Origin of the sequence: Hymenobacter sp. (assembly GCF_036388155.1) — a bacterium.
Taxonomy (GTDB): Bacteria; Bacteroidota; Bacteroidia; order Cytophagales; family Hymenobacteraceae; genus Hymenobacter.
Map to the genome: position 1 here is coordinate 1 of NZ_DASVSI010000134.1, position 11616 is coordinate 11616.

11 protein-coding genes are annotated in these 11616 nt (G+C 61.2%); 5 read left to right on the forward strand and 6 right to left on the reverse strand.

What is annotated here, in order from left to right; all coding sequences use genetic code 11:
• Positions 1–502 precede the first annotated feature (502 nt).
• Positions 503–2266: an aspartate--tRNA ligase gene (aspS, locus tag VF629_RS18430; protein ID WP_331059971.1), complete on the reverse strand. Its 1764-nt coding sequence runs from the start codon at positions 2264–2266 to the stop codon at positions 503–505.
• A gap of 233 nt (positions 2267–2499) precedes the next feature.
• Here aspS and VF629_RS18435 point away from each other — a divergent pair, with 233 nt between their 5' ends.
• The 5 genes from VF629_RS18435 to VF629_RS18455 all read left to right on the forward strand — a co-directional run bounded on the left by VF629_RS18435 (position 2500) and on the right by VF629_RS18455 (position 6342).
• A complete protein-coding gene (locus VF629_RS18435) occupies positions 2500–2940 on the forward strand; it encodes a T9SS type A sorting domain-containing protein (protein WP_331059972.1) in 441 nt (146 codons plus the stop codon).
• Positions 2941–3089: 149 nt separating this feature from the next.
• Positions 3090–3641 carry a hypothetical protein gene (locus VF629_RS18440; RefSeq protein ID WP_331059973.1) on the forward strand — a complete coding sequence of 184 codons (552 nt, stop codon included), beginning with the start codon at positions 3090–3092 and terminating at the stop codon, positions 3639–3641.
• Positions 3642–3848: 207 nt separating this feature from the next.
• The gene (locus VF629_RS18445) at positions 3849–4280 is read left to right on the forward strand and encodes a nucleoside deaminase (RefSeq protein WP_331059974.1); all 432 of its coding nucleotides are present in this window, start codon (positions 3849–3851) and stop codon (positions 4278–4280) included.
• 104 nt (positions 4281–4384) lie between these two features.
• The gene (locus VF629_RS18450) at positions 4385–4999 is read left to right on the forward strand and encodes a superoxide dismutase (RefSeq protein WP_331059975.1); all 615 of its coding nucleotides are present in this window, start codon (positions 4385–4387) and stop codon (positions 4997–4999) included.
• A 209-nt stretch (positions 5000–5208) separates the two neighbouring features.
• Positions 5209–6342, forward strand: a complete 1134-nt coding sequence (locus VF629_RS18455) for an alkene reductase (RefSeq protein WP_331059976.1) — start codon at positions 5209–5211, stop codon at positions 6340–6342.
• A gap of 109 nt (positions 6343–6451) precedes the next feature.
• Here VF629_RS18455 and VF629_RS18460 read toward each other — a convergent pair whose 3' ends face one another.
• The 5 genes from VF629_RS18460 to VF629_RS18480 all read right to left on the reverse strand — a co-directional run bounded on the left by VF629_RS18460 (position 6452) and on the right by VF629_RS18480 (position 11538).
• Positions 6452–8617, reverse strand: coding sequence for a TonB-dependent receptor (locus tag VF629_RS18460; protein WP_331059977.1), 2166 nt, complete (start codon positions 8615–8617; stop codon positions 6452–6454).
• A gap of 293 nt (positions 8618–8910) precedes the next feature.
• Complete coding sequence (locus VF629_RS18465) at positions 8911–9636, reverse strand: hypothetical protein (protein WP_331059978.1); 726 nt, start codon at positions 9634–9636, stop codon at positions 8911–8913.
• 130 nt (positions 9637–9766) lie between these two features.
• Positions 9767–10066 carry a transcriptional regulator gene (locus VF629_RS18470; protein ID WP_331059979.1) on the reverse strand — a complete coding sequence of 100 codons (300 nt, stop codon included), beginning with the start codon at positions 10064–10066 and terminating at the stop codon, positions 9767–9769.
• The gene (locus tag VF629_RS18475) at positions 10050–10643 is read right to left on the reverse strand and encodes a hypothetical protein (RefSeq protein ID WP_331059980.1); all 594 of its coding nucleotides are present in this window, start codon (positions 10641–10643) and stop codon (positions 10050–10052) included. Before VF629_RS18475 ends, VF629_RS18470 begins: the two co-directional genes overlap by 17 nt.
• 295 nt (positions 10644–10938) lie before the next feature.
• Positions 10939–11538 carry a hypothetical protein gene (locus tag VF629_RS18480; RefSeq protein WP_331059981.1) on the reverse strand — a complete coding sequence of 200 codons (600 nt, stop codon included), beginning with the start codon at positions 11536–11538 and terminating at the stop codon, positions 10939–10941.
• Positions 11539–11616: the final 78 nt, after the last annotated feature.

The window sequence follows — 11616 nt, forward strand, 5'->3', positions numbered from 1 at the left end:
AGCGGCGACTGAAATATCAGTCGCCGCTTCCGTTTCTCAAGTATCGCCTTTACTTCAGTGAATATTTATTCAAGTAAGCTTGTAAGTCACGCCCATCTACATCCAATTCACTTACTGTTATTCGGGTCATCTCGCCGCTAAGATTACCTCTTGCATAGATGATTAGATACGTTACTGCCGCACGATAACTCGGTTCGACCTTAGTTACCGCCTGGGCTTTTGACCAAGGCAAAAACCCTGTCTTCACCGTCCAGATTCCTTGACTTCCTATTTTTAACTGAGGGCTTTGATTGCGAATTCGCTTAATAGTTTGCCAAAATAGAAGTAGCCCAGTCAAAGGAAAATATACCGCAACCTAACTTTTCAACCAAAATGCTAAGCCTATGCCCGCAAGCAGGAGAAGCATACCGAAGACGAAATTAAATAGAATGGCACTTTGTGAATAGCCAATCTCGTGTTCGAAGCTATTGTCCTGTTTATTAGGAATGGGCTTTTTCATTGATTACTTCGCCACTACGGCTGTAGCGATGCTCAGCTCCTTCAGTTGCGCATCGGCAATGGGTGAGGGCGAGTCAATCATCACGTCGCGGCCGGAGTTGTTTTTGGGGAAGGCGATGAAGTCGCGGATACTGTCGGAGCCGCCCAAGAGGCTGCAGAGACGGTCGAAACCGAAGGCGAGGCCGCCGTGGGGAGGCGCGCCGTACTCGAAAGCGTCGAGCAGGAAGCCGAACTGAGCCTGCGCTTCTTCGGGGGTGAAGCCTAGGAGTGAGAACATACGGGCCTGCACGGCGCGGTCGTGGATGCGGATGGAGCCGCCGCCAATTTCCACGCCGTTTATCACGAGGTCGTAGGCATTGGCGCGGGTCTGGCCGATGGTGGCGGGGTTGTCGAGCAGAGCCAAGTCCTCGGGCTTGGGCGAGGTAAAGGGGTGATGCATGGCGAAGTGGCGGTTTTCCTCTTCGCTGAATTCGAGCAGGGGAAAATCAATTACCCACAGCGGAGAGAACGAGTTGGGGTCGCGCAAGCCGAGGCGGCGGCCCATTTCGAGGCGCAGCTCGCTCATGGCTTTGCGGGTTTTGGCTTCGGGACCGGCGAGCAGCAGGATGAGGTCGCCGGGGTTGGCGTTGAAAGCGGCCTTCCACTTCTGCAATTCCTCCTGCGAGTAGAACTTATCAACCGAAGATTTCACCTGGCCGTCGGGTTCCACACGGGCATACACGAGGCCGGTGGCGCCAATTTGCGGGCGCTTCACCCACTCGGTTAGCTCGTCGATTTGCTTGCGCGTGTATTGCGCGCAGGTGGCGGCGTTGATGCCCAGCACCAACTCGGCGTTGTCGAACACGGGGAAGCCTTGACCCTTTACGATTTCGGTGAGGTCTGAGAACTTCATGGCAAAGCGGGTGTCGGGCTTGTCGTTGCCGTAGTCGCGCATGGCGTCGGCGTAGGTCATGCGGGGCACGGTGGGGAAATCGAGGTTCTTGATTTCCTTGAACAGGTAGCGCACCAGGCCTTCGAACATGTCGAGGATGTCTTCTTGGGTCACGAAGGCCATTTCGCAGTCAATCTGCGTGAATTCGGGCTGGCGGTCGGCGCGCAAGTCTTCGTCGCGGAAGCACTTCACGATTTGGAAGTAGCGGTCGAAGCCCGACACCATGAGCAGTTGCTTGAAGGTCTGGGGCGACTGCGGCAGGGCGTAGAACTCGCCGGGGTTCATGCGCGAGGGCACCACGAAGTCGCGGGCACCTTCGGGCGTAGACTTAATGAGGACGGGGGTTTCGACTTCGATGAACTCCTGGCCATCGAGGTAGCGGCGCACGGCCTGGGCCATTTTGTGGCGCAGCATCAGGTTGTTGCGCACGGGGGTGCGGCGCAGGTCGAGGTAGCGGTACTTCATCCGCAGGTCGTCGCCGCCGTCGGTGTCGTCTTCGATGAGGAAGGGCGGCAGCTTGGCCGGGTTCAGGATTTCGACCTTCTCGGGGCGAATTTCGATGGCACCAGTTGGGATTTTGTCGTTTTTGGAATACCGCTCGGCTACGCGGCCCGTCACTTGCAGCACAAATTCGCGGCCGAGTTGGCGGGCGGTTTCGCGCACAGCGTCAGCTTCTACGCCTTCTTCTAGGGTAATTTGGGTGAGGCCGTACCGGTCGCGCAAGTCAATCCAGAGGATGGCGCCTTTGTCGCGGGTGCGCTGCACCCAGCCGCAAAGCGTTACGGTTTGACCAATGTGTTCGGGGCGGAGTTCGCCGCAGGTGTGGGTACGTAGCATCTCGTCAATTAACATTTAACAATTAACATTTAACAATTGCCTCCCTGCACCTTCCAAAGACTGCCCGTTGTTTGCCGGTCATTCCCTGTTAAATGTTAATTGATAATTGTTAAATGAATCTGCCGCGAAGGTAGCCATTAGCTGGGCGGGGCAAAAACGTAAACTTTGATACGGGATGTGCAAAGGCCGACAGCAAGTGCGTTCCTTTGTCTTCTCAATCCCTTTACTTGTTCATGAAACTCCTCCCCTCTTTCGCACTCGCGGCGGCCCTCCTGTTTGCCGGTATTGCCCAGGCGCAAACCAAAGTCAAAACCAAAAGCAAGTCCGACGCGTCGGGCGTTGAGGTAAAATCCAAGGGCACGGCCGGCGCCGTCACCCTCGACGGCCCCATCAAGCGCATCGAGACGCTGTCGGGCATCGACGTTTTCCCCAAGCCAAACTCCAAAAGCATCCTGCTGAGCTTCACCCAGCAATTCACCAAGCCGGGCACGCTGGTAATGACCGATTACAAAAACAAAGTCATTTACCAGACCGCGCTCGACCCCGTCAACAACACCGGCGCGCCGGTCGACCTGGGCAAAATCCCGGCCGGCACTTACCTGGTCGAAGCCAAAACGGGCAATTACGTGTACTGGAAAAAGGTGCGCATCAAGTACCCCGCCGCGCGGCGTTAAGCGTTTAGCGTTTCGGCTCAAAAGCAGAACGTCATGCTGAGCGCAGCCGAAGCATCCCGCCCGCGCAAGTAATTATTTACTGCTGCACGCGAGATGCTTCGGCTGCGCTCAGCATGACGTTCTTTAGTTGTTGCTTTATTCTACTTCCTATGAAAATCGTCGCCTTTCTCCTGTTGATTCTCGGCCTCACCGCCTTTGGGCCCAAGCCCAAGCTCTCCAACGTTAAGCTGGGTTCGGGCCTGACGGTAGGCGTGCCCGCTGGCTTCGCGCCGCTGCCCGACGACGGCATTGCCGTCAAGTACCCTTCGCCGCGCAAGCCGTTGGCGGTGTATTCCAACCCCAGCGGCCGCGTGGACTACAGCGTGGCCGTGCGCCCCACCACCTTCGAGAGCATGGACTACGGCGTGCTGCTCAAAATTTACAAGTCCAGCATCCAACGCCTGTACACCAAAGTTGACTTCTTGAAGGAAGACATCCGCACCGTGAACGGGCGCGATTTTGTGTACTTCGAATTCGTGTCGACCGTGTCCGATTCGCGCCGCACCGGCAACCAGTTGGCGCCCATCAAGCGCTACCAAGCGGTGCAATACGCCATCCAGGGGCAGCAGATGTACGTCTTCACCTTCGTGGCCCCGGCCGACGAGCAGGCCCAGTGGCAGCCCACGGCCCAAGCCGTAATGAACGCCATTTCGCTGAAATAAATCCATTGGCTTCCGTCATTGCGAGGCCGCAGGCCGTGGCAATCCGTCCTCTCAAAACGGCTAGCCCCTGAGACGCGACCAAGCCCCGGCTCTACAAGAATCGGGGCTTTTTATTACCCGTAATTTTGTCACTTTTTAGGGCTGGTCGCTTCGGAAGGAAGGATTGCTTCGCTCCGCTCGCAATGACCAGACCTTGCACCATCCCCCATGACCGACGATTACTTCATGCTGCAAGCCTTGGCTGAGGCCGAGAAAGCCTTGGAAGCCGATGAGATTCCCATTGGCGCGGTGGTGGTGTTCGAGAAGCAAATCATCGGCCGCGGCTACAACCAAACCGAGCAGTTGCGCGACGTGACGGCCCACGCCGAAATGCTGGCTCTCACGGCCGCTGCCAATTATTTGGGCAATAAATACCTGGCCGACTGCACGCTGTATGTCACCATTGAGCCCTGCGTGATGTGCGCTGGCGCCAGTTATTGGGCCCAATTGAAGGCCGTGGTGTTTGGGGCCGATGAGCCCAAAGTGGGTTTTCGGCGGCACGGGCAGCTGCTGCACCCGCGCACCACGCTGCGCGGCGGCGTGCAAGCGGCCGAGTGCGCCGCGCTCATGCAGGCGTTTTTCAATGTGAAGCGGAAATAATCTACATTTGGACCCGCACACGCCACAACCGTAACCGGGGACCCGGCCAACTGTTGTATAGCTGGTGCTTCACCTACTCTTTACCACCCAAAACAACTTTCACTATGGCTTTCGAACTTCCCAAACTCCCCTACGCCTACGACGCGCTGGAACCCACGTTTGACGCGCAAACGATGGAAATCCATCACAGCAAGCACCACCAAGCCTACGTGACCAACCTGAACGCTGCCATTGCCGGTACCGAGATGGAAAACCAGTCCATCGAGGAAATTCTGCACAACATTGCCAAAGCCCCTGCGGCCGTGCGCAACAACGGCGGCGGCCACTACAACCACTCCCTGTGGTGGGCCATCCTCTCGCCCAACGGCGGCGGACAGCCCACCGGCGCCGTGGGCGACGCCATTGCCAGCTCTTTCGGCACGTTCGACAAGTTCAAGGAAGAATTCACCAAAGCCGCAACCACGCGCTTTGGCTCGGGCTGGGCGTGGCTGTGCAAGCAGGCCGACGGCTCGGTGCAAATCTGCTCGACCCCGAACCAGGACAACCCGCTGATGCCCGAAACGGGCTGCAAGGGCCTCCCGGTGCTCGGCATCGACGTGTGGGAGCACGCCTACTACCTCAAATACCAGAACCGCCGGCCCGACTACATCGCCGCCTTCTTTAACCTCATCAACTGGGATGAAGTGAACAAGCGTTTCGCTGAAGCCACGCCCATGTAAAGCCAATCCTGTCGATTGACGTTGGCAGATTTCATCAAAAAGGCCCGCTCCAATCCATGGGGCGGGCCTTTTTGATTTTTGACGCATCCACAAGGCAAGTTCATGGGAGCACAACACAGCGTGCTCAAACAATTCGTGTACGTACCTGCTTTATAGCCGCGTTTCATTCATCTCAAGCCACGGCTCACGCACCGCGACGCACACAACCAATGCCTAACAAAGCTTTTGAGCCCGTTCAACTCGGCGCGCTCACCCTCACGAACCACCTTGTAATGGCTCCCATGACGCGCAGCCGCGCCCTGGGCAACGTGCCCAACGAGCTGATGGCGGAGTACTACCGCCAGCGCGTGTCGGCCGGCCTCATCATCACGGAAGGCACTTCGCCGTCGGCCGATGGGTTGGGCTATGCGCGCATTCCGGGCCTGTTCAACCAAGAACACGTCACCAACTGGCAGCGCGTGACGGAAACCGTGCACCACCACGGCGGCCATATTTTCGTGCAGCTGATGCACGCGGGCCGCATTTTTCACGGCCACAACCTGCCCGAAGGCGCCGAAGGTGTGGCCCCGTCGGCCATTGCCGCCGCTGGCGAAATGTGGACCGACCAAGCGCAAATGCAGCCCAACGGCACGCCCCGCGCCCTGCGCACCGAAGAATTGGTTCGCGTGCGCGACGAGTTCGTGCACAGCGCCAAGCTGGCCTTGGAAGCCGGTTTCGACGGCGTGGAGCTGCACGGCGCCAACGGCTACCTGCTGGAGCAATTCCTAAGCCCGCATTCCAACCAGCGCACCGACGAATACGGTGGCAGCGTGCAAAACCGCGCCCGCTTCGTGCTGGAAGTGACCCGCGCCGTGGTGGAGGCCATTGGGACCGAGCGCACCGGCATTCGCCTCTCGCCCTGGGGCGTGGCCTCCGACATGCCGCACTACCCTGAAATCGACGAGACCTACGCCTATCTGGCTGAGGAGTTGCAAAAGATTGGCGTAGTGTACCTGCACCTGGCCGACCACGAAAGCATGGGTGCCCCCGCCGTGCCTGCCGAAACGGTCGCCACCATTCGCCAGAAGTTCACCAATACCATCATTCTCGCCGGCGGCTACAACACCGTGGCGCAAATTAACGAGGCCCTCGACAGCGGCCGCGCTGACTTGGTGGCCATTGGCCGTCCCTTCATTTCCAACCCTGATTTGGTGGAGCGACTGCGCAACGGTTTGCCGCTGGCTCCGGTGGACCCCGCCACGATGTATGCCCCCGGTCCCAATGGCTTTGCCGATGGCTACACCGATTACCCGGTGGCCGATGGCCAGCCCGCCGGTACGTTCTCGCCTAGCTACGAGGCGTAGCAACAGTAACCGCGTCTCTTCTTCAAAACTCCCCGGCCCAGGAAAGCCGGGGAGTTTTTGTTTCAACGCCTCTGCGTACCCATTGCTTCGTCTGGCATTCAACCAAATCCTACTGCCAAGTTTTTACCAGCCCGAAATAGAGCAGGCGCTTCTGGAAAAATACCGGCGTGGCTTGCTGGTAGTCGGCGGAATAGGCGTAGCCGCTCACGTTTTCGGTATTGAATACGTTGCTGAGCACGGCAAATAGCACGAGGCTGCCGGCCTTGCCAGGGCGACGCACAAATTTGCTAGCCGACACATCGGCGCGGAAGTAATTAGGCAGGACGCTGCCGTTGGGTTCGGCGGCGTACTGGGGCAGCGCGGCGCCGGTGGCGGGGTCCGAGGTAGTGCCGAGCACGGGCGTGAAAGGCGCCCCGGCCCGGTATTGAGCAAAGGCACCCAGCTCGCCCCACTTCCCGGCGAGGCGCAGGTTGCTTTTGAGCGAAAAGGGCAGGTTGTAGCGCCGTTGGGCGCGGGCCAGGGCTACGGCGTCGGGGTTTTGGAGGTCGAAAGTGGCGCGGGCGGCGCGCACGGCGGCCACGGCCACGTCGGCCCGGACGTGGGAGCCGAAGGCGCGTTCGGCGTAAGCTTCCAGCCCCAGCAACCGACCCGACACCACCGACTGCTCGGCTTTGGCATACACAGCGGCGGCGACGGTCAGGCCGGGTTGGGCATAACTGTAGTCCAAGGCCAACTGGCGGGTACGGGTGCGTAGGTAAGGGTATTGCAAGCCCTCCGGGGCGGTGGTGGCCATGTACTGCCCGCCCGACAAGTTCAGAAACTGCCGCGTGCCGAGGTCGCGGCGCAGGTTGAGCTGGGCGCTCACGTAGCCGGGCTGGGCCGGGCGGGGCAGCGCGTTGAGGCGCAAGCCGGCGCCGACGGTCCAGGCGCCTTGCCGCAGCTTGGTGTATTGGTAGGCCTCCCACAGCGTGCGGCCCCGGCCGAAAGCAGCGGCGTAGGTGGCACCGCCCCCGGCCGTGGCCGGAAATTCACCCGCCACGGCCAACCGGCGCTCGTCGTAGCTCAGGCCCACGCGGGTCGAGAAGGCATCGGTCCAGTAGCGGCGGTAATGGGCGGCGGCGTAGGCGTCGTGGCCGCGGCGGGCGGTGCGGTAGGCCCTGGCGGCGTCCTCGGCGCGGCGCAGGCTCAGGCCCTGAGCCAGGGCGAAGTCGGAACGGGCCCAGGCTTGCTCGTAGCTCAGCGTGAGAAAGCCGCGGCGGTTCTGGTAGCGGTACTCGTCGCGCGGGGCGGTCCCGGTCGTGGTGCGGTAGGTGTACTGTTCGGCCACGCCGTAGGCAAAGGCCTTGAAGGTGCCGTATTCGCCGATTTTGGTGGCGAAGTGCGCCCCGCCGTCCAGCAGGCCCAGGCGGGGCAGGCGCTCAAACGTGGCCGGATTCACGGTGCGCAGCAGGCGGCCTTCCTGGCCATTGACATACGCTTTTAGCATACCCCGCTGGCCAACGGGCGTGCCCCCCAGCAGCCCCGAATTGGCCAAGCCGAGGGAGGCTTGCAGGAACCGGGCCCGCGGCCGCTCGTCGGTGCTCAGGCTTACCAGGCCCGCGCCGGCGTTGCCAAACTCCAGCGGCGGGTTGCTCGGAAACACCAGCACCGACTTCACCAAATCGGCGCTGAAGATGCCGAATGTGCCCAACCCGCTGAGTTGGGCAAACTTCACCGCGTCGTAAATCGGCACGTTGTTAAGATAGATGCCCGTTTGGCTGGGGTCGGAGCCGCGCAGGCTGATGCTGGCCGACTCGTCGGTGTTGGTAGCGGCGGGCAGGGTGCGCACGGCCAGCAGCGGGTCAGCCGCGGCGGCCGGATTGGTCACAATTTGCAGGTACGTCAGCTCCCGCACAATGAAATCTTCGGCGATGGGCCGCTGGGCCGTCACTTCCACCTGGGCCAGGGTTTGCACGGCGGCCGGGGCCAGGCGCACGGCCAGCGGCGCGGCGGGAGGCCCGGTGAGCGGCAGGCGCCAGGTGCGGTAGCCTACGTAGCTCACCAGCAGAGTATCGGGCCGGCCAGCCGCCACAAGCAAGCCAAACGTGCCGTCGAGGTCGGTGGAAGTGCCCACGCCGGGGGTTTGGGCCAGCCGCACCGTGGCCCCGAGCAGCGGCTCGCCGGTGGCTCGGTCGGTTACGGTGCCGCGCACCGGCTGTTGGGCCCACGCGGCAGCAGGGAGCAGGCACAGCGCGGCCAGCACGCGCCCGGCGCGCGAAAAATTGAAGCTACCCATGATTGAAGACTAAGAACTTAAAGAAAAAAGCGTACCCAAGTACAAAACGCTCATGCTGAGCTTGTCAAAGCATCTCTATTGCGCAAGCCATTACATTAAAGCGGTTTCGGCATCAGTATACAGCGAGCCGTAGCGCGAACTGTGTAGTTCGCGTGCCAGAACGAGCCAGCGGCGCGGGCACGCGAACTACACAGTGCGCGCTATTGTACATCGGCCCGAAACTGCTCTATTTATTACTGTGGTAGAGATGCTTCGACAAGCTCAGCATGACGACCATAGCCTTTTGGATTGGCTTACAGCTTGGCCAATATGCCTTTCAGCCGGCTGTGCTCGGGGTATTTATTCACGCCCTCGGTGGCGTATTTGCGGGCCAGGTCCAGCTGCCCGGCGGCCTTATAGGTTTGGGCGAGGTAGCAGTAGGCGTCAGCTTTGCCCCAGTTGGGAGCGTAAGGGTTGGGGTCGGGCTGGTCGGGCAGGGCAATGGCCTTGAGGAAGTGCGCGGCGGCCACTTTGCCGCCCCCGTACTGCTTGGGCGTGTAGAAGTCGTTGATGCCGCGGGCGTAGTGGGCGCGCAGGTTATTGGGAGCCATCGTTAGGGCTTTTTCGGCGCTTTCTTTCACCGCCCCGGCTTTGAAGGGAATGGTCAGGAAGTTGGCAAACTCCAGGTTCAGGCCTTGCAGCAGCGAGAGCAGCGCGTAGTGCTCGGCGGTTTTGGTGGGCACTTCTTCCAGCACGGCAATGCCTTTTTCCAGCGCCGCCTCGGCCTTGGTCTTGTCTTGCCCGGCCCGGAAATACAGGTGGTACTGCGCAAACGCGGCCCAGTAGCTCACGTACGGGTTGGGCCGCTGCGCCCGGAGCTGGTCGAGGGCCTGGGCCAGTTGCTGCACCGAGTCGGCCGGCGTGCGCCACGTCAGGCGGCTTTGGATGCGGGCCAGCACCGCGGCGCCGGTTTGGGCTTGGGCAGGGGCGGCCAGCACGGTGGCCACCAAAAGCAACAGCAGAATCAAAGACTTTTTCACGGCGTTGGGATTAAGAAATGAGGTGACGATTCAAGGAGAAAAGGGCAAGGCGCGGCCCGGCAAGCCTCAGAAAGCGGCTTGAGAAGCAACAAGACCCGTAGTTGTGTGTAGGCCGAGGCAGCCGAAGGGCTTAGCCGCCGGGCTTGAGGTAGCGCTGCAAGTCGGCCACGTATTTTTCAAAGGCCGTCACTCCTACCGGCGTGATGGCGCAGCGCGTGAGCGGGTAGCTGCCGTTCATCTCGCGGGTCACGGTGAGGTAGCCGGCGTCTTTGAGCTTGCCGAGCTGCACGCTCAGGTTGCCGGCCGTGGCGCCGGTTTTTTCTTTGAGAAAATTGAACTCGGCCTCCCGCACGCCCAGCAGCAGCGACATCACCGCCAGGCGCAGCTGCGAGTGCAGCAGCGGGTCGAGGTCACTAAAGGGTACGGCCACGGCGGTACTGGTTTTTGAGTAAATGTCCCGGCACTACGTAGGCCAGCAGCACGGCGGCTGCCACCAGCAGCAACTGGGTATCGAAATCGACCCGGAAGGCCACCGTGGCCAGCACCCAGCAAGCCGCTCCGCCCCACACCAGCGGCCGGAACTGCAGCGCCCCGCCCGTGGCAAACGTGCCCAGCCCGTAAAGCGCAATGATGAGCGGATACGCCCGGCCCCAGCCGTAGGCCGTCCCCACCCCGATGAGCATCAGCAGGAGCACCCCAAACCCGGCCCACAAAAACCGCATAAAGTCGCCCTGGGCCGTGCGCACCCGCTCGCGGCGGCCCCGCCGCACCCCGTGCACAAAGGCCACCACCGTGCCCAGGCCCATCAGCACCGGCCAGGCCAGCCAGGGCCGGGCGTAGCCGGCTTGCAGCAGGCCGTAGTGGGCCAGGGCGCTCACCAGCACCAGCCAGCCCCATAGCAAGAGGTCAAAGGAATTGTCGCTCAGGTCCTGCTTGGCGGCCTGAATCATGTTTTGAATCAAGTTCAGGCTGTCAGAAGCGGAAAATGGATGTTCGGAGGGTTCCATGGGTTGTAAGGGTATAAAGAAGCGAAGGTGGGATTAAAAAAACCGTCATGCAGAGCGCAGCGAAGCATCTCGCGTGAACCTCACCCCAACTCCTCTTCAAAAGAGAGGGGAGCCGAACGCCAGCGCATATCTGGTGTCCCCTCTCCTGGGGAGAGGGGCCGTGCCCGGCAGGGGTCAGGGGGTGAGGTTCAACGTGAGAACAAAGCGGGAGAAATGCTTCGGCTGCGCGGACGCCAGATGAGCATGACGGTCAAAAGGTTATTTGATGCATGCCGCCTGCTGCTCAATAAAATACTTAAGCTGCTACGTTGCGGCTGTGGGCGTGCAGCAATACGCCCGGCACCACGTAGCTCGCCAGCATGGCGGCAGCAATGAGCAGTAGTTGCGTGTCGGCCGCTACGGCCATGGCCGCCACGCCCAGCAGTCCGCACACGGCCCCGCCCCACACCAGCGGCCGGAAGGCCAGCACCCGGCCCGCCACCATTGTGCCCACCCCGTACAGCACCAGAATGAGCGGGTGTGCATTCTGCCAGCCAATTTGGGTGGCTGCCGCCAACGACACCAGCAGCACCAGCACGAAGCTCTTTTGCAGCAGGCGCATCCACCGGTCGGTGGGCGTGGTGCCGGCCAGCCCCGCGCGCTGCTGCCGCCGGCCGCGCACGCTCAGCACCACGGCAGCGGCGGGCATCAGCACCATCCACGGCAGCCACGGCGCGGCGAAGCCCACGTGCTCCAGGGCGTAGTTGCCGAGGGCCGCGGCCAGCACCGCCACGCCCCGAAAGATGTAGGTAAACGCGTAGGCCCGTAGGCTGGCGGCCGTCATAGGCTGAGCTGTGCTGGGCGCAGCGAGCGAAGCGGCGGCGGAAGGGAGGGCGAGGGCAGCGGCGTTTTTCATGGCGTGGAAGGTGTTGGAGGTGCGGTGAATGGGTTAGGTTGATGCAAACTTAAATTAGTTTACATTACAAACCAAACT